17 protein-coding genes are annotated in these 18,886 nt (G+C 59.0%); 11 read left to right on the top strand and 6 right to left on the bottom strand.

The window, feature by feature from the left end:
* The first annotated feature begins 4 nt into the window (after nt 1–4).
* Nucleotides 5–454, top strand: coding sequence for a nuclear transport factor 2 family protein (locus ACIPR4_RS02740; RefSeq protein ID WP_013567121.1), 450 nt, complete (start codon nt 5–7; stop codon nt 452–454).
* A gap of 100 nt (nt 455–554) precedes the next feature.
* Here the strand turns inward: ACIPR4_RS02740 and ACIPR4_RS02735 are convergent, their stop codons facing one another.
* The gene (locus tag ACIPR4_RS02735; RefSeq protein ID WP_013567120.1) at nt 555–1,523 is read right to left on the bottom strand and encodes a 2-hydroxyacid dehydrogenase; all 969 of its coding nucleotides are present in this window, start codon (nt 1,521–1,523) and stop codon (nt 555–557) included.
* Between the two features lie 55 nt (nt 1,524–1,578).
* Between ACIPR4_RS02735 and ACIPR4_RS02730 the strand changes: the two genes are divergently transcribed.
* Nucleotides 1,579–2,223 (top strand): ribonuclease HI family protein, encoded by a 645-nt coding sequence (locus ACIPR4_RS02730; RefSeq protein WP_013567119.1) that lies wholly within the window; start codon nt 1,579–1,581, stop codon nt 2,221–2,223.
* 188 nt (nt 2,224–2,411) lie between these two features.
* Here ACIPR4_RS02730 and ACIPR4_RS02725 read toward each other — a convergent pair whose 3' ends face one another.
* Nucleotides 2,412–2,885, bottom strand: coding sequence for a GatB/YqeY domain-containing protein (locus ACIPR4_RS02725; RefSeq protein WP_013567118.1), 474 nt, complete (start codon nt 2,883–2,885; stop codon nt 2,412–2,414).
* Nucleotides 2,886–2,975: 90 nt separating this feature from the next.
* On the opposite strand from ACIPR4_RS02725, the gene ACIPR4_RS02720 reads away from it, so the two are divergent.
* From ACIPR4_RS02720 to ACIPR4_RS02700, 5 genes are all read left to right on the top strand, one after another.
* On the top strand, nt 2,976–4,151 hold the full coding sequence (locus ACIPR4_RS02720; RefSeq protein WP_013567117.1) for a pyridoxal-phosphate-dependent aminotransferase family protein: 1,176 nt from the start codon (nt 2,976–2,978) through the stop codon (nt 4,149–4,151).
* A 96-nt stretch (nt 4,152–4,247) separates the two neighbouring features.
* Nucleotides 4,248–4,616 carry a hypothetical protein gene (locus tag ACIPR4_RS22020; RefSeq protein ID WP_013567116.1) on the top strand — a complete coding sequence of 123 codons (369 nt, stop codon included), beginning with the start codon at nt 4,248–4,250 and terminating at the stop codon, nt 4,614–4,616.
* The gene (locus tag ACIPR4_RS02710; protein ID WP_013567115.1) at nt 4,616–5,776 is read left to right on the top strand and encodes a glutathionylspermidine synthase family protein; all 1,161 of its coding nucleotides are present in this window, start codon (nt 4,616–4,618) and stop codon (nt 5,774–5,776) included. The genes ACIPR4_RS22020 and ACIPR4_RS02710 overlap by 1 nt, the downstream gene beginning before the upstream one ends.
* 53 nt (nt 5,777–5,829) lie before the next feature.
* The gene (gene serA / locus ACIPR4_RS02705; RefSeq protein ID WP_013567114.1) at nt 5,830–7,443 is read left to right on the top strand and encodes a phosphoglycerate dehydrogenase; all 1,614 of its coding nucleotides are present in this window, start codon (nt 5,830–5,832) and stop codon (nt 7,441–7,443) included.
* A gap of 11 nt (nt 7,444–7,454) precedes the next feature.
* Nucleotides 7,455–7,790, top strand: a complete 336-nt coding sequence (locus ACIPR4_RS02700; RefSeq protein ID WP_245536436.1) for an FmdB family zinc ribbon protein — start codon at nt 7,455–7,457, stop codon at nt 7,788–7,790.
* Nucleotides 7,791–7,799: 9 nt separating this feature from the next.
* On the opposite strand, the gene ACIPR4_RS02695 is transcribed toward ACIPR4_RS02700, so the two are convergent.
* The 3 genes from ACIPR4_RS02695 to gatB form a co-directional block, all read right to left on the bottom strand.
* Nucleotides 7,800–8,084 carry a DUF6496 domain-containing protein gene (locus ACIPR4_RS02695; RefSeq protein WP_013567112.1) on the bottom strand — a complete coding sequence of 95 codons (285 nt, stop codon included), beginning with the start codon at nt 8,082–8,084 and terminating at the stop codon, nt 7,800–7,802.
* 80 nt (nt 8,085–8,164) lie between these two features.
* Nucleotides 8,165–9,640, bottom strand: coding sequence for a hypothetical protein (locus ACIPR4_RS02690; protein ID WP_013567111.1), 1,476 nt, complete (start codon nt 9,638–9,640; stop codon nt 8,165–8,167).
* Between the two features lie 11 nt (nt 9,641–9,651).
* Nucleotides 9,652–11,133 carry an Asp-tRNA(Asn)/Glu-tRNA(Gln) amidotransferase subunit GatB gene (gatB, locus tag ACIPR4_RS02685; RefSeq protein ID WP_013567110.1) on the bottom strand — a complete coding sequence of 494 codons (1,482 nt, stop codon included), beginning with the start codon at nt 11,131–11,133 and terminating at the stop codon, nt 9,652–9,654.
* A 45-nt stretch (nt 11,134–11,178) separates the two neighbouring features.
* Between gatB and mfd the strand changes: the two genes are divergently transcribed.
* From mfd to galU, 3 genes are all read left to right on the top strand, one after another.
* Nucleotides 11,179–14,811 carry a transcription-repair coupling factor gene (mfd, locus tag ACIPR4_RS02680; protein ID WP_013567109.1) on the top strand — a complete coding sequence of 1,211 codons (3,633 nt, stop codon included), beginning with the start codon at nt 11,179–11,181 and terminating at the stop codon, nt 14,809–14,811.
* A gap of 37 nt (nt 14,812–14,848) precedes the next feature.
* Nucleotides 14,849–16,600 (top strand): DUF885 domain-containing protein, encoded by a 1,752-nt coding sequence (locus ACIPR4_RS02675; RefSeq protein ID WP_013567108.1) that lies wholly within the window; start codon nt 14,849–14,851, stop codon nt 16,598–16,600.
* 112 nt (nt 16,601–16,712) lie between these two features.
* Nucleotides 16,713–17,591, top strand: coding sequence for a UTP--glucose-1-phosphate uridylyltransferase GalU (gene galU, locus ACIPR4_RS02670; RefSeq protein ID WP_013567107.1), 879 nt, complete (start codon nt 16,713–16,715; stop codon nt 17,589–17,591).
* Between the two features lie 48 nt (nt 17,592–17,639).
* Here galU and ACIPR4_RS02665 read toward each other — a convergent pair whose 3' ends face one another.
* Complete coding sequence (locus ACIPR4_RS02665) at nt 17,640–18,425, bottom strand: ATP-binding protein (protein WP_013567106.1); 786 nt, start codon at nt 18,423–18,425, stop codon at nt 17,640–17,642.
* A gap of 201 nt (nt 18,426–18,626) precedes the next feature.
* Between ACIPR4_RS02665 and rpmE the strand changes: the two genes are divergently transcribed.
* Nucleotides 18,627–18,863, top strand: coding sequence for a 50S ribosomal protein L31 (gene rpmE, locus ACIPR4_RS02660; RefSeq protein ID WP_013567105.1), 237 nt, complete (start codon nt 18,627–18,629; stop codon nt 18,861–18,863).
* Nucleotides 18,864–18,886: the final 23 nt, after the last annotated feature.

Below are 18,886 nucleotides of genomic sequence, written 5' to 3'. Positions count from 1 at the left end.
CTTTATGAACAACGATGCAACCGAAATTGCCAATTTGCTTTATCTCTATGCCGAACGAGTTGACACCGGAGATGCTGCGGGAGTCGCCGCCCTGTTCCAACATGCAGACGTAAAGTGGGGCGTGGACGCTCCCACGACACATGGAGATGCTCCCATTCTGGAGCTATACAACACCCATATCAAGCTGCACGAAGATGGCACGCCCCGCACGCATCACCTCATAACGAATCCAATCATTGAAATTGCAGAGAATGGTGCGGAAGCGACGGTGCGCTCGTACTACACCGTCGTGCAACAGACCACCATCCTACCTCTCCAAGTGATCGCGTCCGGGCGCTATCACGATGTCCTGGAGAAGATCGAAGGCAAATGGCGCTTCGCTAAACGTGATTACCTCATGGATATGAGAGGGAACATTAGTGAGCATGTAAAAAAACCGAGCTCTGCTTCTTAATTGTTTCGTCTCTCTTGGGTTAAGGTCTCGGCAGGATGCGCTTCGCGCGTGTACCCCCATACATCGCAAAAGCGCGATGTATGGGCCACGGTACTGATCTTTAGTAGCCAGCTTCGGTGACTATGTTTTCGAGTGGCTGATTGTTGACCTCGCGCCTGACTTGCTCTCCTACAAACGCGAAGGCCCGCTCCACGAACTGCGGCGTGGATCCGGCCACGTGCGGCGTGAGCAGTAGGTTGGGCACGCTCCAGAGAAGGTGGCCTGCGGGAAGCGGCTCGGGATCGGTGACGTCGAGCGCGGCGCGGAGATGATGGTGAGTGAGCGCCTTCACGAGTGCGTCCGTCTGCACGACGGGACCTCGCGCGGCGTTGACGAGCAGAGCTCCTTCTTTCATGAGAGCAAACTCACGTTCGCCGATGAATCCTCGGGTTTCATCCGTGAGCGGAACGATGACCACGATGACATCCGCCTGAGGAAGAAGCTCGTGAAGATCGCCGATGGCGCGGACTTCCGGACTCTGCTTCGGCGTGCGCGCGAGGCGGAGAAACTTCACGCCGAAGGGGCGAAGGCGCTCTTCGATGGCAATCCCGATGGAGCCATAGCCGACGATGAGGACGGTGCGCCCGTGGAGATCTTCGCCGAGGATGCGGTAGAGGCCATTGGAGACGGCGTCATCGTCCGTGAAAACCGCCTCCTGCGCCTGCCCCTTCCAGACCTGCACGGTCTGCAGGTCGCGATAGAGCGGGAGGCGTTTGTAGGTGGCGAGGACGACGCCAACGACCCACTCTGAGACTGAGACATCGTGGATGCCGCGCCCGTCGCAGAGGGTGACACCCTTGGGTAACCAGGGGAGGATGGAATCCACTCCGGCGGTGATGGTCTGTGCCACTTTGTACCCCTGAATATGCGGCGCCATGGCCTTGGCCGTGGCGCTGCCGAAGGGAAGCACCCAGAAATCGAGTTCGATGGGCGAAGTGATCTTCTCGGGGATGCGGACGACCTCGGCTTCTGCGGGCAGAGAGCGGAGAAGGTAATCAGGGAGAGCAGCCTGGACACCGACTTTGATCATGCCTTCAGTGTATTCGGTCGCCGAAGTCCACCTGGACTTTCAGTAGACTGGCTACGTGGCTACTGACGATTTGTTTGCGAACGATGCCGCGCGGGAGACGCGCGGGAGTGATGGTTGGGTTCTGGCGCACTGTGATGGCGGAGCGCGGGGCAATCCGGGGCCAGCGGGTTATGGCGCTGTCGTAACCACCGAAGATGGAACGGTGCTTGCCGAACTAAGCGAGTTTCTCGGCTTCAAGACGAACAACTTTGCGGAGTACAGCGGCCTGCTGGGCGTGCTGCAGTGGACGCTGGCAAACGGTCATCGCAAGCTGAAGTTGGTGAGCGACAGCGAACTGATGGTGAAGCAGATCCAGGGCAAGTACAAGGTGAACTCGCCCGATCTGAAGCCGCTGCACGCCGAAGCGCGCGCGATGATTGGAAAGCTGGAGAAGTTTGAGATTGCGCATGCGCTGCGGCATAAGAACAAGCATGCAGACCGGCTGGCGAACGAGGCGATGGACCGCGGCATGAAGCGCGGGCCGGTTGCGCCCGGCGCTCCTGCCCCTCTGCCTTTGAGGGCTACGCCTTATCCGGTGGCTTCGGCGGCTCCTCCGGAACCTCCTGCAATGTTGCGGGGGTTCGTAAAGGATGGGGTGGTGCACTTGCTCGGGGAAAAGAAGTTGCCGGATGGAGTTTTTGTTAAGGTAATTAGGGAGTAAAGGGTTCCCGTTCACCTCCTACTTTGTCATCCCATAGCGAAGCGGAGGGATCTGCTTTTGCTGTCCTGGCAAATCTGGCTTGTGCGCTCCGCGCAACCCCACCCTTTTCCACCCCAGCGAACAAAAGACGTTCGCCGGGGACCCCGGTTTCGCGATAAAGCCGCGAAAGAATGGGGGCACGAGTACCGTTATTCGGCTTTGCTGAGTTCGGCTTTCAGGAGTTCGCTGACTTTTTTGTTGTCGGCGTGGAGGCCGGAGGCCATGATGCGCTGCTGGACGACGCGCATGGCAGGGCCCATGTCCTTAGGCCCGAGCTTGTTGCCTTCGCCTGCGAGGTGCGCGATGGCCGCCTGGACCACGACAAGCAGTTCGTCGTCTCCAACGGCTTTGGGCATGTAGAACTCAAGCAGCTTGATCTCTTCGTGCTCCTTGGCGGCGAGTTCGGGGCGGTTGCCCTTGGCGAACTGTTCTGCTGCTTCTTTGCGCTGTTTCACCATGGTCTGCAGGATCTGCACTTCTTCCGCGTCCGTGAGAGGCGTCCTCTTCTCAATCTCTTTGTTTTTGAAGGCGGATTTGGCCATGCGCAGCGTTTCCAGGCGCAGGGTTTCCCGCGCTTTCATTGCGGTGATGATGTCTTTGCCGATCTGTTCGCTGATTGCCATAAGCCGGGTACACACTCCAGCCCCCATTCTAGGCCGGGGCGACTGAGCTTGTCGCTTCGATAGAATCGAGGCTGAAAAGGAAACGCTTCCATGATTCGCAAGACGCGCCTCTTTACTTCCGGCCCGACTCCCCTGCTTCCCGCCGCACAGTTTGCGATGGCGGCTGCCGATCTGCATCACCGCACGCCTGAGTTTCGCGCGATGTTTACGAAGGTCCTCGCGCAGTTGAAGGATTTTATTGGAACGAAGAATGACGTGATCCTCCTCTCCTGCTCCGGTTCGGGAGCGATGGAGGCTGCGGTCTCCAACCTGACGTCGCCGGGCGACCGCGTGATGGTGATTACGGCAGGCAAGTTCGGCGAGCGCTGGACGGGTATCTCGAAGGCGTTTGGCTGCATGGTGGACGTCGTCTCCGCGCCCTACGGACAGACGGTGACGCTCGATGCCGTGAAGAAAGGTCTGAAGCTCGAAACGCGTGTTGTGTTTGTGCAGGCGACGGAGAGTTCTACCGGTGTTCGCCATGACATTGAAGGCATTGCCAGGCTGCTGAAAGATGCGAAGAGCGAGGCTCTGCTCGTCGTCGACGGCATTACAGGCATCGGTACGACGCACCTCGACATGGATGCATGGGGCGTGGATGTACTGATCGGCGGCTCGCAGAAGGCCTTGATGATTCCTCCGGGTCTGTCCTACCTCGCCGTAAGCGAGCGTGCATGGGACCGCATGGAAGCCAGCTACAACCCGCGCTACTACTTCGATCTCCGCAAGGAGCGCAAGAATGCAGCGAAGGGCGAGAGTGCCTATACGCCTGCGGTTGCGTTGATTGCAGCCATGGGCGCCGCCCTGGACTACATTGCCGGGCAGGCCGATGGCGATCTGCGCGAAGGCAGCAAAAAGCTGGTAGACAACGCCGAAACCTGCGCCGCGATGGTGCGGGCTGCAGCAACGGCGCTGGGTCTTCCCCTCTTTGCACCGGGCTCCTATGCTGCCGCTACGACGGCGATTCTGCCTCCCGATGGCATCGACTCCGGCGTGATCGTGAAGGAGTTCAAGTCGCGCTTCGGTGCGATTGTGACCGACGGACAGGGGGAGATGAAGGGACAGCTCTTCCGCATCGCGCATATTGGCTTTTTCGATTACATGGACACGATTGCGATCATCGGCGCTTTGGAGCTTGTGGCGAAGGCGAAGCTGAATCTGCCGGGATTTGAATACGGTAAAGGTTTGATCGCGGCGCAGAAGATATTTGAAGATAGAACGAAGTAGTTAAAGTTGGTAGTTGATAGTTGTTAGGAAAGGCGGCCTCACTTCGGTGCGGGTCGCCTTCGTTTTGGGCGTACACTCTGTTTCGGAATGTCCTCTATGACTCGTCGTCGATCCCTACAGGTTGTCGCTCCCCTTCTCGCCGCTACGGCCATGTCGCTGGCCTCTGGTTGCAAGCAGCCGGAGATGCAGCGGTGTGTGGACGAGCATGACAACGTAGTCGCCGATAACCTGTGCCAGGGACCCGCGCAGCAGCGCGTGGAGCAGCGGCCGGATGGGCATGGCGGATTTATCCCGTTCTTTATACCGATGTATCGGCCATATTTCGGCGGCATGGGCGGTTATGGTTTGGGCGAGCATGTGTATGGCGGCGGATATTCGGCGGTTCCGGGGCGCAGTTACGCTTCGCCTTCGGTGACGCGCAGCGGATTTGGCAGAAGTTTTTCAAGCAGCGGAAGTGGGGAGTAATGCAGAGGATTTCGATTGCGCCGCGAGCGGACTGGCGGGAGAAGGTAGAAGCGGTTGGGTTGAACTTTCATTCGCCCGCGGACCTGTTGGCCGAAGGTGCCACCTACTGGGACGAGTCGGCCTGCTACGAGTTCTCCGCTGCCGAAGTCGACCAGCTTGAGGCTGCGGCCAACGAGATGCAGCAGATGTGCCTCGCTGCGGCGCAACACGTCATCGACGAAAAGCGGTATCCCGATCTGGAGATTCCGGAAGAGGCCATCGAAGTGATCGAGTGGGCGTGGAATGACGAACCGCCAGCGATTTATGGGCGCTTCGACTTCATGTTTGACGGAAGCGGTCCGGCGAAGCTGCTGGAGTACAACGCCGATACCCCCACGTCTCTGATGGAAGCTGCGGTGGTGCAGTGGAGCTGGCTGGAGGAGGTCTATCCTCAGGCGGACCAGTTCAACTCCATCCACGAGCGTCTGATTGCGAAGTGGAAGGACATCGCTCCGTACATCTCCAAGCCGCTCTATTTTTCAAGTGTTGAGGACGTCGAAGATCTTTTGACGGTCACCTATCTGCGCGACACGGCAGAGCAGGCGGGCATTCCCACCGAGCAGATGCTGATGGAAGAGATTGGCTGGGACGACGATCAGGGCCGTTTTGTGGATCCGGACGAACACATCATCTTTTCCATGTTCAAGCTCTATCCGTGGGAGGCGATGCTGGCGGAGGAGTTTGGACCGGCGGCTTTGGGAACCTACCGCGATATGAAGTGGATCGAACCGATCTGGAAGATGTTGCTCTCGAACAAGGGCATTCTGCCGATCCTCTGGGAGCTTTACCCGGGCCACAAAAACCTGTTGGAGTGCTACTTTGACTCACCAAAGGGTATGACGAGCTATGTGAAGAAGCCCCTCCTCTCGCGTGAAGGCAACAACATCTCGCTGGTCACGCCGGAGGGTCGCACGGATCTGGACGGCCCCTATGGCGGACAGCGGTTTGTCTACCAGGCGCTTGCTCCCCAGGCGAAGTTCAGCAGGCCGGACGGAGCGGACCGCTACCCGGTGCTTGGGCTTTGGATGATCGACCAGGAGTGCGGCGGGATGGGGATTCGGGAGAGTGCGGGGCCGGTTACGGACAACCTGAGCTCGTTTATTCCTCACTTCTTCAAATAAGACATCTGTCCGTGTCTTTGGTGTGTCGTGCCGGGAGCCGATAGAATGGCTCTATGAAGATTGTGCTCGCCGAAAAAGTCTCCCCTGCAACGCTTGCCGTTTTCCAGCAGGAAGCTGGATGGAACATTGTGACGCCGGACCAGATCAAGAATGGTCTGGCCGCTGAACTTGCCGATGCCGATGCTCTCGTCGTCCGCTCCGCCGTACAGGTAGACGCTGCCCTGCTGGAGTCCGCTCCGAAGCTACGCGTGATTGGCCGTGCAGGTGTGGGCGTGGACAACATCGACGCTCCCGCGGCGACGCACAAGGGCATTGTAGTAATGAATACCCCAGGCGCAAACGCCGTGGCCGTGGCCGAACTGACCCTGGGTCTGATGATCACGATGGCGCGCTCGATTCCACGCGCGAATGCAACGATGCACGCAGGCGTGTGGGACAAGAAAAGCCTGCAGGGACAGGAACTGCGCGGCAAGACCTTTGGCATCGTGGGTCTGGGACGCATCGGCCTGGAAGTCGCCAAGCGCGCGCGCGCCTTTGGCATGGAGCTGATCGGCTACGATCCGTTCGTCGCTCCGGTGATCGCACGCGAAAACGGCGTCACGCTGGTTTCGATCGACGATATCTTCAACAGTTCGGACTACATCTCGCTGCACGTCGGCCTGACGCCGCAGACCGAAGGCCTGATCAACGCCCACTCCATCGCCATCATGAAGAAGGGCGTGCGGATCGTGAACTGCGCTCGCGGAGAACTGATCGTGGATGAAGCGCTGGTCGAAGCTCTGAAGAGCGGCCAGGTTGCCGGTGCGGCTCTGGACGTCTTTACGAAGGAGCCTTTGAAGGAGTCGCCGTACCACGCGCTGGATAACGTGATCCTGTCGCCGCATATCGCGGGTTCGACGGATGAGGCGCAGGAAGCCATCGGCATTCAGCTGGCGCAGCAGGTGCGTGATTACCTGAAGCTGGGCGTGGTGCAGAACGCCGTGAACGTGCCTTCGCTCTCGCGTGAGGAGTACGTTGAGGTTGCGCCCTATGTGGACCTGGCGGAGCGCCTCGGTGCCTTCTTGTCGCATGCGACGCCGGGCAACCTGGAGAATATTCAGATTGCTTACTCTGGTCGTCTGGCACAGGGCAAGACCGACCTGATTCGCAACGCAATCCTCGCAGGCGTCCTGAGTGACTCCGAGAACGTGAACCACATCAATGCCGCTTCGATTGCCGCTGAGCGCGGTATCCGCGTGCAGGAAGACAAGAAAGAGTTTGTCTCTGGTGGCGCTGGTTCCGTGGTAAAGCTGACGCTGCACTCCGCCGATGGCGACGCTACGGCGAGCGCAACGGTGCTGCATGGCAACTCGCCGCGCCTGCTGAGCTACGACGGCATCGACATCGAAGCGCCGCTGACGGGCACACTGCTTTCTATCCGGAATCAGGATGTACCCGGCGTGATTGGCCGCATTGGAACAATCCTCGGTGAGCAGAAGGTCAACGTAGCCAACTTCGCTCTGGGGCGCAACGTCCGTTCGCAGCGCGTTCCCCAGGGACAGGCGCTGGCCGTGGTGCAGATCGATCTTCCCGCTGCCGCCAAAGCACAGAGCGTGCTGGAAGCGTTGCGCAAGGTGGAAGCGATTGTCAGCGTACGGCTTGTTGAGTTGCAGAAGGCCCAGGGGTAATCAGCATGCCGATGTATGAGTACGAATGCACGCAGTGCCACAAACATACGGAGAAACGGCAGAAGTTCTCCGATCCGGAGATCACGCAGTGTCCGCACTGTGGTGGTCTGCTGGAGCGTGTGATCTCGGCACCGGCAGTGATGTTCAAGGGCGGCGGCTGGTATGCCGATCTCTACTCTTCGTCGAAAAAAACGCCGAAGACACCTGCAACGGGTGAGGGATCTTCAACTCCAGCGGCTTCTGGTTCTTCGGAGGGGGCGGCACCTGCTGCGGCAGCAACGGCAACGCCGGCCGCCACTGCGGCTCCGGTGTCGTCTTCCACTTCCTCTTCAAGTTCCGATAAATAAGAAAATCCCTTAGCTCTTGGCGGGGCCTTTCTTGCCTTCTTTGCGCGCTTCCGAAAGGCCGATGGCGATGGCCTGCTTCGGATTCGTGACCTTCTTGCCGCTACGTCCGCTCTTTAGCTTGCCCTGATGCATGGCGTGCATCTCGCGCTTGACGTCACTACCAACCGAAGGCGAGTACTTCCGGGTCGCTGACTTCGTCGTGGCTTTCTTTGCAGCGGACTTCTTGACCGCAGATTTTTTGGCGGCCGCCTTCTTCGTTGCTGTCTTCTTTGTCGCAGCCTTTTTGGTTGCCATGCGATTGCTCCCTGACGGAGAGATGACTACCTGCCATGAGATGCGATCCACTGCTTCCGCGTACACACGAGTGATCCTTTTCAGACAACCTTGCTGCTACGGCGACGTGCCACCCATGCGACCACACCGGTAGCAAGCACAAGACCGACAAGCGATAGAAGACGCCGGCGCACAGGCCATGCGGAGCGCAGAGTTCCCTGCTCCCACGCGGCATGCGTTCGGAGTACATCTTCGCGCAGACCGGGAACAGTCAGGGCTGAGTAATCCTCCGTGGGAAGTGAACCAAAGATGCGGTCCGGCGTGGGTGCAGGACCTTCGGTATCTTTCGGGATGGCGTCCATCAAGGCGGTGATCTCCGCATCGGGCTGATCGTGGAAGTATTCTGTTTGTGCGGTGTTGGGGAAGAGCGTTGTCTTGCCCGTCATGCGAAGTTCAATGGAGCCGATGACGTCCTGGCATACGCCGAGCGTGTAGTAACCGCCGAAGGGCAGCTCCGGATGCGCGGCGTGAAGGGCAGCGTAGGCGCGGACGTATTTTCCGGTGAGACGTGTGACCTCGACGGCCTGGTCGCCGTGATACTCGTGCTCGTGGCGTCCCATGACCCAAGGCTGATTCTGTTCGTCATTCGTGCGGAACTCCGCGCGGCCATCGATGCCGAAGTAGAAAGTGACGTCAGCGTTGATCCTCGGCCCGCTGATGATCCATTCGTACTCCGCGTGCGCGACGGGAACGAGGAGATGGCGCGAACGCTGCCACCAGTGGTCTGTCGGGATAAGCAGCTGCGTATCGAGCCAGAAGGGCATTTCGACGTCGCGGCCCTTGTAATGGAAGTGGCCAAAGTTGGCGAAGTAGCGCGCGTCCGCCACGGTGACGGTGTGGCCGGTGGCCGTGAGCGCGGCCACGAGCTGTTCCGGCGATGTGGCGTTCTGATCGCCGATCTTTGCGGTGAAAACCGGCTTGGGTGCACTGTTGGGGGCGCTGTTCAGCGAGAGGCGGTTGAAGACCTGCGCGAGGCGCGCGCTCTCGGAGTGCATCGGTGCAAGGCGCGGGTCAGGACCGTCTCCGTGCGAGACGTCTGCGCCGAGCGAGCTCTGGTCGGCCTGAAAGCCGCCAAGCGTCGAGGGCGTGTCCAGAGATTCCGTGTGCGCAGCGTTGAGGGTATAAGGTCCGACGTTTACGCCGAGATCCGGGCTGGCCTGCGAGCCCTTCGCAAGATGGCTTCCGAGATCGACGGTGCGCGTGATGCGGCGGATATTCCATCCGGGAAAGCGGTCCAGGCCGCTCCAGTCGCTGCCAAGGATGAGTTTGCGAAACTCATCAAAGAGCCTGGGCGTGAGATAGGCACCGGCCTTTTCGCCGTGGTTGATCTGCGCGAGCAGCTTCTCCGTAAACCCGGGTTGCGCGGAGAGTTCGCGCATCATCTGCGAAAAATCGACAGTGTTGGGCGGCATAACCTTTTGGTCCGCGGCGATTTGCTCTAACGGTGGCTTAGGCGAGACGCTGCAGCCGAGGAGAGCGGCAAGCGGCAGGAGGCGGAGCAGAGGTCGACGCAGCATTGGCTACGAGTTTATGCCGCGTCGAGCTTCTTCACCACAAGATCGTTGAGCATGGCAGGATTTGCCTGCCCCTTGGAGAGGCGCATGACCTGCCCGACAAAGAAGGCGGAGACGGTCTTCTTGCCGCCCTTGTACTGTTCGAGCTGCTTCGGATTGGCCGCAATGACCTCGTCGATCATGGTTTCGATCGCGCCCGTATCGGAGATCTGTTCCGGTTTTTCGCGGTCGTAGACAACGCCGAAGTCTTCGCTCTTCTCGAAGGAGATGTCGAAGAGCTGCTTGAGTTGTTTGGACGAAAGCTTGCCCTCCTCAAGAAGATCCGCGGCCTGCACGATTCCCTTAAGGGTGACAGGGGAGGTCTCGAGTTCCAATCCAGCGGCGTTGAGACGTCCGAGGAGTTCGCCGAGGATGAGATTGGCGACGCGCTTCGGGCTCTTCGCTGCCTTGGCGGCTTCCTCAAACTGGTTAGCGAAGGTCTGCGAAGAGGCCAGGGTTGCGGCATCCTGGACAGAGATCTCGTAGGTCGCAACGAGGCGCGCTCGCTTGGCTTCTGGCATCTCGGGAAGTGCCTTCAGAATCTCGGCCTTCCAGGCGTCGTCGACGACGAGGTGCGGGAGGTCGGGCTCCGGAAAGTAACGGTAGTCGTGCGCCTCTTCTTTGGAGCGCATGGAGTAGGTGCGGCCCTCGCCGGAGTTGTAGAGGCGCGACTCCTGCTTGACGTTCGCTCCGGACTCCACCACTTCGATCTGGCGCTCGATCTCGTAGTTGATGGCGTCGCGGATGTAGCGAAAGCTGTTGACGTTCTTCACTTCGGCCTTGGTACCGTACTCAGCCGCGCCCTTGAGCATGACGGAGACGTTCGCATCGCAGCGGAGGGAACCTTCCTCCATATTGCAATCGGAGACGCCGGTATAGAGCAGAATCTCCTTCAGCTTGGTGAGGTATTCAAAAGCCTCGTCGGCGGAACGGATATCCGGCTCGGAGACGATCTCCACAAGCGGCGTGCCGCAGCGGTTCAGGTCGATGTAGGTGTTCGTCGCAGAGTCGGCGAAGCCGTCGTGGATGCTCTTCCCCGCGTCTTCTTCCATGTGCAGGCGCGTGATGCCGATGCGCTTCAAGCCGCCCTTGCCGTCAGAGACATCGAGCCAGCCGTTTTCCGCAATGGGTTTGTCGAACTGCGAGATCTGGTAGCCCTTGGGAGAGTCCGGGTAAAAATAATTCTTGCGCGCGAAGACCGAGTTCTCATTGACGGTGCAGTTGAGCGCGGTGGAGGCGAGCACAGCAAACTCCACGGCTTGGCGATTGAGCACAGGCAGCGCTCCGGGCAGGCCGAGGCAGGTGGGGCAGGTGTGCGTATTGGGTTCTCCACCATAGAGATTCACGCAGCCACAGAAGGCCTTGGTTCTGGTCAGAAGCTGCACGTGGACTTCAAGACCGATGACGGGCTGATACTTGGAGAGAATTTCGGGCGAGAGACCTGCGATGGCGGGCATAGATCTCGATTTTAGCAAGCAATGCGCTGCTAAACTTGAAACTGCATGATCCTCCCCTTTGTCCGCGAGATGGTCGCGGAGCTGGAACATTCCGAGATATTTGAGCGTTTACGGCGGCACTTGAGCGGCGGATCGGGGCGGAGACGTGTGTCTGGCCTCACATTTACGGCACGGGCGCTCTATCTGCCCTACATGGTAAAGGCCGGGAATGCCCCCGCCCTGATCCTGGTGAGCGACAACAAGGCCGCGGAGGCGCTGCATCAGGCCCTGCTGGGGACCTGCGAGCTTACGGGCGTGCTGGCCTGCGAGGAAGTTCTGCGGCTCCCCGCGCACGATGTGCTTCCCTTTGAGAACCTCTCCCCGCACGCCGAGATCCAAGAGGCGCGCGCCTCGACCCTCTGGAAGATCGCGACCGGGCAGGCCAAGGTGGTCATTGCGCCCCTGGAGTCCGCCTGCATGCGGCTATTTTCCAAGGATTTTTACGCCGGATTGGCGCTGGAGCTGAAGCGCGGCGAAGAGTACGACACGGAGATGATCCTGGCGCATCTGCTGAAAGTCGGCTACACGCGCGTAGATGTCGTGGAGATGCCGGGACAGGTGACGTTGCGCGGCGGAATCGTGGATGTGTATTCGCCGGAGATGGACAGACCGGTGCGCATCGACTTCTTCGGCGATGAGATCGAGAGCATGCGGAAGTTCGATCCCGACACGCAGCGGTCGAGCACGCCTGTGGATGAAGCCATTCTGCTTCCGCTGACAGAGACGCCGATTACGGAAAAGCTGTTGAATGCCGTGCACACGCGCTTGGTGCGCGGCGGCGCTGCAGGAGCGATGATCGAAGGCGGCGAAGAACCAGCGGAACTTCAGTCTCGCGTGGGACAGGCGACGATCTTTCCGGGATGGGAGTTCTTTGCTCCGGTAGCGGGGGCTACTTCGACGATCTTCGAGCTGATGGGGCCGTACACGCGCGTCTTCGTGGAAGAGCCTGCGATGGTGAAAAACCAGGGCGAGCGCTGGTGGAACAAGATCGAACAGAGGCACGAGCGCAGCGCGATTGGCACGCTGGTCGTGCCGGAAGATATTTACATCTCGCCGTGGGACCTGGAAGACCGCCTGCGTGTCCTGCCGGGCTGCGATCTCGACCAGCTTGGCGCGGTGGATGTGCTGGACGTCGACAACTCCGCGCTGACAGAGATCGAGTTTGCAACACGCCCGACTCCGCGCTTCCGCGGATCGATTCCGGCGATGGTGGAACAGCTAAAGTCTCTTACGCTGCAGGACGCGCGTGTGCTGATCGCCGCGCCAAATCAAGGTGAAGTAGAGCGTCTGGCAACGCTGCTGCAGGAGTACCAGGTGCCGTATCGCATCGGCAGCCGCGTACAGACGTCGAGCGGAAGCGCGACGGTCTATGACGAATCGAGTTACCTGGCGGGCGATCTGCGGACGCCGGTGATCGTGAAGACGGCGATTGCGAATGGCGTGCAGGTGCTCGATCTCGACAAGGCCACGGCGCGGATGCTCGTGATCTTTGGCGCGCAGGACCTGAACGACGATGCCGATGTCACGGCGCGTCCGGTGCAGAGGAAATCAAAGACAGCGGCGTTCATCTCGGACTTCCGCGATCTCACCGTAGGCGACTACGTAGTGCACGTGGAGCACGGCATTGCGAAGTACATGGGTCTGCGCACCATCGACCAGGAGGGCATGCCGCTTGAGTTAATGATCCTGGAGTTTGCCGAGCAGGCGAAGCTGTACGTTCCCCTGACGCGACTGGACCTGATTCAGAAGTACAGGACCGCCGACACGGGTCCCGCTCCGGAGCTGAACAAGATGGGCGGCGCGGCGTGGGCGAAGACGAAGGCCCGCGTCAAGAAGGCCATGCAGGACATGACCGCCGAACTGCTGAAGCTGTACGCGCAGCGGCAGTCAGCAGAGGGCTTTGTCTTTGCGCCGGACAACAACCTGCAGCGCGAGTTCGAGGATGCCTTTGACTTCAACGAGACGGACGATCAACTCTCCGCCATCGCGGACATCAAGCGCGATATGGAGAGCACGCAGCCGATGGATCGCCTGCTCTGCGGCGATGTCGGCTACGGCAAGACCGAAGTAGCCATGCGCGCCGCGTTCAAGGCAGTACAGGATTCAAAGCAGGTCGCGGTACTGACACCCACCACCGTGCTGAGCTTTCAGCACTATCAGTCATTCAAGAAGCGTTTCGCGCGCTTCCCTGTAAACGTGGAGATGATCTCGCGCTTCCGCACGGCAAAGGAACAGAAGAAAATCCTGGAAGATGTCGCCGACGGTAAGGTGGACATCCTGATCGGCACGCACCGCCTGCTCTCGAAGGACATTGCATTTCAGGATCTCGGTCTGCTCGTGGTCGATGAAGAGCAACGCTTCGGCGTGCGGCACAAAGAACGATTGAAGCAAATGCGCGCAGCCATCGATGTACTGGCCATGAGCGCCACGCCGATTCCTCGAACGCTGCATATGTCGCTGCTCGGCCTGCGTGATATGAGCGTGATTGAGACGCCTCCGAAAGACCGCATGGCGATCCAGACCATCGTTGCGAAGTTCGACGAAAAGCTGGTGCGCACAGCGATTGAGATGGAGCTGGAACGTAGCGGGCAGATCTACTTCGTCCACAATCGCGTGGAAACGATCTACGATCTCGCGTCGCAGATTCGCGAACTCGTGCCGCATGCGCGCGTGATCACAGCGCATGGACAGATGGGTGAAGGCGAGTTGGAGAAAGCGATGCTCGCGTTCATGAACTACGAGTTCGACGTGCTCTGTGCGACGAGCATCATCGAAAACGGCCTGGATATTCCGCGTGCCAACACGATCATCATCAACCGCGCCGACAGGCATGGTTTGAGCGAGCTATACCAGTTGCGCGGACGTGTGGGACGCGCGAACCGGCGAGCGTATGCGTATCTGCTCATCCCTCCGGACAACGAACTGACAGAAGTAGCGCGACGGCGTCTGGCTGCTCTGAAAGAGTTCTCCGACCTCGGTGCAGGCTTCAAGATCGCCGCGCTGGATCTGGAATTACGTGGCGCCGGAAACATGCTCGGCGGCGAGCAGAGCGGACATATCGAAGCGATTGGTTTTGAGATGTACACGACGATGCTGCAGGAGGCCGTGGCCAAGATGAAGGGCGAGAGCGCGGAAGAGCGCGTTGCCGTCCAGCTCAACCTCGGCATTTCTCTGCGCATCGATGCGGATTACATCGCGGAAGAAAACCAGCGGTTGCGGATGTACAAACGCATCGCAGGGGCGCAGGACTCCGGCGTACTGGCCGACGTGCGCGCAGAGATGATCGACCGCTATGGACTTTTGCCGGAGACGGTAACGCATCTGCTGGCGGCCGCCGAACTGCGCATGGAATGCGAACGGTTGTGTGTTGCACAACTGGATCGCAAGCGTATCCAGATCGAAGAGAACAAGCAGAAGGTCATGCGCGAGATGCTGATGGTACGTTTCGATCAGAAAGCGCCCATCGATCCGGGCGCGATGATGAAGCTGGTCTCGCGCTCGGCAAAGCGTGGAGCGCAGTTCACGCCACAGGGTGTCTTGCGTTGGCCCCTCTCCTCTTCGAAGGCGGAAGAGGTGATCTCCGAGGCGCGTGCGCTGCTGGATGAGATCACAGTTCGGCCACCAGTTTTGCACCAGTAACCCTTACAATTTGTGCATCAGTCGAGGTGAGGACGCGATGAAGTTTTTTCTTGGAGCAGTTTTGTTGAGTGGGGTAGTCATGACGGCATCGGCACAGCGCGTAAACATTGACGGAGCGGCACAGACCTTCAGCGTCTGGAGCGAGCAGTACTTCGATGAGTTGTTCCACGCGCAACCGAGCTATGGAACCTCCGTCGGCCTGCATGAGTACGACACCATGCTTGAGGACTATTCCGCCGCCGCCGTGCAAAAACAGGTAGTGAAGCTGCACGAGTGGGAGAAGAAGTTCGAGTCTATTCCAGCCGAAGGTCTGGATCGCGATGTCGCCGCGGACCGCGAGATTCTTCTGAACAGCATTCGCTCGCAGCTCCTTTCGCTGGAGACGATCCGGATGTGGGAGAAGAATCCGGACAACTACTCGAGCGGGATTACGGGTTCAGTCTTCGTCATCATGAGCCGCAACTATGCTCCGGTAAATACGCGCCTGCGCGCTGCGGTAGAGCGCGAAAAGCTGATGCCGCAGGTCTTTGTGGAAGCACGCAAGAATCTGAAGAATCCGCCAAAGATCTACACGGAGATAGCTCTGGAGCAGATCGACGGACTGGTGAGTTTCTTCCAGAACGATGTGCCTACTGCCTTCAAAGATGCGACCGATGCACAGACGAAGGCAGACTTTGCCAAGAGCAATTCCGCCGTGATTGAAGCGCTGAAGAGCTACGGCGCATGGATGAAGTCGGACCTGCTGCCGCGCTCGAACGGTGATTTTCGCTTCGGCGCGGACACCTATCGCAAGAAGCTGCAGTATGACGAGATGGTAGATACACCGCTGGATCGCCTGATTGAGATTGATACGGCGAACATGCGTGTAAACCAGGCGGAGTTTGCGCGGATCGCGCATGAGGTGGATCCGAACAAATCTCCGCTGGATGTGCTGGCCGAGTTGGCGACGATTCATCCCGCGCCGGACAAGCTGCTGGACGCCTTTCGCGATAGCTTCAATGGGCAGATTGCCTTTATCAAGGCGCATAAGATCATCACGCTTCCGAGCGATGTAAGGCCGGTGCTCGAAGAGACGCCACCGTTCATGCGCGCGACCACACAGGCAAGCATGGACCCGCCGGGACCGTTTGAAACTCATTCGACGACGGCCTTCTTCAACGTGACCCTGCCCGAACCTGGATGGAGCAAAGAACGTGTCGCGGAGCATATGGCGGCATTCAACGTGGGAACGATTGTGTCGACAAGCGTTCACGAAGCATATCCCGGTCACTACACGCAGTTCCTATGGCAGAACCAGTTCCCCTCCAAGATTCGCAAACTGGTGGGTGCGAACAGCAATATCGAAGGCTGGGCGCACTACTGCGAGCAGATGATGTTGGACGAGGGATACGGTCAACCGGGCTTTGGAGCGAAGGACGAGCGCGAAGCAAAGCTGATCCGACTCGGACAGCTGCAGGATGCTCTCCTGCGCAATGCACGGTTTGTTGTCGGCATCAAGATGCACACGGCGGGAATGACGACAGAGGAAGCAGAGGCTTTCTTCGTGAAGGAGGGGTATCAGTCGCCTTCGATTGCGAAGATGGAGACGAAGCGCGGAACGTCCGATGCGACTTATCTTTACTACACCCTGGGCAAACTGCAGATCCTGAAACTGCGCGAGGATGTGAAGAAGAAGCGCGGTACGGCGTTCACCCTGCAAGGATTTCACGATGATTTAATGCGGCAGGGATTTGCACCCATCAAAGTGATTCGCAAAGCCATGCTGAACGACGATTCGCCCGTGCTGTAGGCTCAGTGGCTACGAACCGAATTACAAAAGTTGTAGAGACCTTTCCTAGCGCTTTGCTAGGATGAGCACATTCCGGCAAACCATTTGCCCGTAAAGGAACTCTGACCACGTTATGAGCCAGATGAAGATTCGCAAGGCCGTTTTTCCAGCTGCAGGTATGGGCACACGTTTTTTGCCCGCAACAAAAGCGACTCCGAAGGAGATGCTTCCTCTTGTCGATAAGCCACTGATTCAATATGGCGTCGAAGAGGCCGTGGCCGCAGGCTGCACGGAGATCATCATCATCACCGGTCGCGGCAAGACGACGATGGAGGATCATTTCGACAAGTCTGCCGAACTGGAAGCAAGCCTGGAAGCACGCGGAAAGACCGCCCTGCTGCAGATTGCGCGTTCCGTTTCGAAACTGGCAAAGATCACGTACACACGGCAACCCGAGGCGCTTGGCCTGGGACACGCCGTGCTGATGGCGAAAGAGCTCGTGGGCAATGAGCCGTTCGCGGTCATTCTGCCGGATGACATCGTGGATGCGAAGACGCCCTGCATGAAGCAGATGGTGGAAGCTTTCTACGACACCGGCGCTTCGATCCTTGGCAGCGAGGTCGTAGAGGGCGCAGCGATCAGCAACTACGGTTGTCTGGACTGCACGCAGGACCCGAACAACCCCAGACTCCTTGCCGTGCGCGACATGGTGGAAAAGCCGAAGGCAAGCGAGGCACCAAGCCAGAACGCGATCATTGGCCGTTACATTTTGACGCCGCGCATCTTCGAGATGCTGGAAGCACTGAAGCCCGGCGCTGGCGGCGAGCTGCAACTAACGGACGGCATCAAGGCTCTTCTCCAGTACGAGAAGGTCTACGGCTTTACTTACGAAGGCAAGCGTCACGATGCAGGCGACAAGCTGGGCTTCCTGAAGGCCACCGTCGAATTCGCACTGAAGCGCGATGACCTGGGACCACCGTTCCGCGAGTGGTTGAAGAACTTCCCTCTGTAGACTTTTGATGGATATCGCAAACGCCCTCCTGACGGAGGGCGTTTCGTTTTAGGCGAAGGTAGCGCGTTTGACGCGCTGGCGGAAGTCTTCTCCGCGCATCTCGAGGACGACACACATCTCCTGCAAACGCGAACGCATGCGTTCGCCAATGCGGTCGCCGAGGGTGTCTTCGCGATGGCCCTTGCGGTCGTTGATCGTGGTGGCTCCAGGGATATCCACGCCAAGCGGAGGCAGGTTGGCGTAGTTGGTCGTGATGATGGTGGTGCGCTGATCGTTGTAGCGCGTATTGAGGATGTGCGCGACGGTGTCCCAGACCCAGTCCGTGGGTTTCGACGCCCCGATCTCATCGAGGACGAGGACCTCCGCGTTGAAAATGGGCTCCAGGATGCCAAGTTCGGTGGCTGCCACGGAGGGGTTGTAGGAGTGCTGTACCTGCTTCAGGAGCTCGCGGTAGTCGTAGAAGAGCCCCTGGGCACCACGTTCGATGAGCGCCTGCAGGATCCCGACGGCAAGGTGGGTCTTCCCTACGCCTATATTTCCGGTTAGAAGCAGACCTGTGCCATTGGTTTCAAGAGGATAGGCCTGAACGAACTTCTTTGCTGCAATATGCGCATGCGAGAGCGAGGGCGTGGCTGAGCCGAACTTCGTCTCAAAACTCTCAAGCGTGCAGTGCTCGTACCGACGCGGTATACGGGCCTGCAGGAGCGTGCGCGCGTTGCGGTGGGCGACGCGGCAGCTGCACGGCTGGGCGAAGCGATCGCCGTTGGGCCGCTCGATGAAGCGAAAGAGGGTGCCCTGGCAGAGCGGGCAGACCGGTGGAATAAGTTCTGGCATCGGTTCCCAGTATCGCTCACATGCGGGGTGGTGGGGCACGTTGCTGCGTGTTGAAAACGGCGGTATACTTGGAAAAGCGGCTTCTCTCTTCAGTTGAGGGATTCGGCGGTGCGACAGGAATCTGATGTGACGTGAATCTGAACCGTTGCAAGCAGACCGTACGCCGATAACGTCCGCACTTTCTTGAAAGAAGGTTTCATCGTGCCTAAAGAAGCAATTCATCCCGATTACCACGTGACAGAAGTTCGCTGCGCGTGCGGTAACAAATTTGAGACGCGTTCGACCCACAAGGGCGACATCGTTCTCGAAATCTGCAACGCCTGCCACCCGTTCTTCACCGGCAAGCAGAAAATGATCGATACTGCTGGACGTATCGAGCGCTTCCGCCGCAAGTATGCCAAGTCTGACGACGCGAAGACCGAAGCAGCAGCACAGTAAGCAACGAAGCTGAATAGGAAGGC

Source organism: Terriglobus saanensis SP1PR4 (assembly GCF_000179915.2).
Taxonomy (GTDB): domain Bacteria; phylum Acidobacteriota; class Terriglobia; order Terriglobales; family Acidobacteriaceae; genus Terriglobus; species Terriglobus saanensis.
This window is presented reverse-complemented; position numbering and strand designations above follow the sequence as displayed.

Coding starts and splice junctions, on each gene's coding strand:
- ACIPR4_RS02740 (WP_013567121.1), top strand. CDS start 5: ATGAACAACGATGCAACCGAAATTGCCAATTTGCTTTATCTCTATGCC.
- ACIPR4_RS02735 (WP_013567120.1), bottom strand. CDS start 1,523: ATGATCAAAGTCGGTGTCCAGGCTGCTCTCCCTGATTACCTTCTCCGC.
- ACIPR4_RS02725 (WP_013567118.1), bottom strand. CDS start 2,885: ATGGCAATCAGCGAACAGATCGGCAAAGACATCATCACCGCAATGAAA.
- ACIPR4_RS02720 (WP_013567117.1), top strand. CDS start 2,976: ATGATTCGCAAGACGCGCCTCTTTACTTCCGGCCCGACTCCCCTGCTT.
- ACIPR4_RS22020 (WP_013567116.1), top strand. CDS start 4,248: ATGACTCGTCGTCGATCCCTACAGGTTGTCGCTCCCCTTCTCGCCGCT.
- ACIPR4_RS02710 (WP_013567115.1), top strand. CDS start 4,616: ATGCAGAGGATTTCGATTGCGCCGCGAGCGGACTGGCGGGAGAAGGTA.
- serA (WP_013567114.1), top strand. CDS start 5,830: ATGAAGATTGTGCTCGCCGAAAAAGTCTCCCCTGCAACGCTTGCCGTT.
- ACIPR4_RS02700 (WP_245536436.1), top strand. CDS start 7,455: ATGTATGAGTACGAATGCACGCAGTGCCACAAACATACGGAGAAACGG.
- ACIPR4_RS02695 (WP_013567112.1), bottom strand. CDS start 8,084: ATGGCAACCAAAAAGGCTGCGACAAAGAAGACAGCAACGAAGAAGGCG.
- ACIPR4_RS02690 (WP_013567111.1), bottom strand. CDS start 9,640: ATGCTGCGTCGACCTCTGCTCCGCCTCCTGCCGCTTGCCGCTCTCCTC.
- gatB (WP_013567110.1), bottom strand. CDS start 11,133: ATGCCCGCCATCGCAGGTCTCTCGCCCGAAATTCTCTCCAAGTATCAG.
- mfd (WP_013567109.1), top strand. CDS start 11,179: ATGATCCTCCCCTTTGTCCGCGAGATGGTCGCGGAGCTGGAACATTCC.
- ACIPR4_RS02675 (WP_013567108.1), top strand. CDS start 14,849: ATGAAGTTTTTTCTTGGAGCAGTTTTGTTGAGTGGGGTAGTCATGACG.
- galU (WP_013567107.1), top strand. CDS start 16,713: ATGAGCCAGATGAAGATTCGCAAGGCCGTTTTTCCAGCTGCAGGTATG.
- ACIPR4_RS02665 (WP_013567106.1), bottom strand. CDS start 18,425: ATGCCAGAACTTATTCCACCGGTCTGCCCGCTCTGCCAGGGCACCCTC.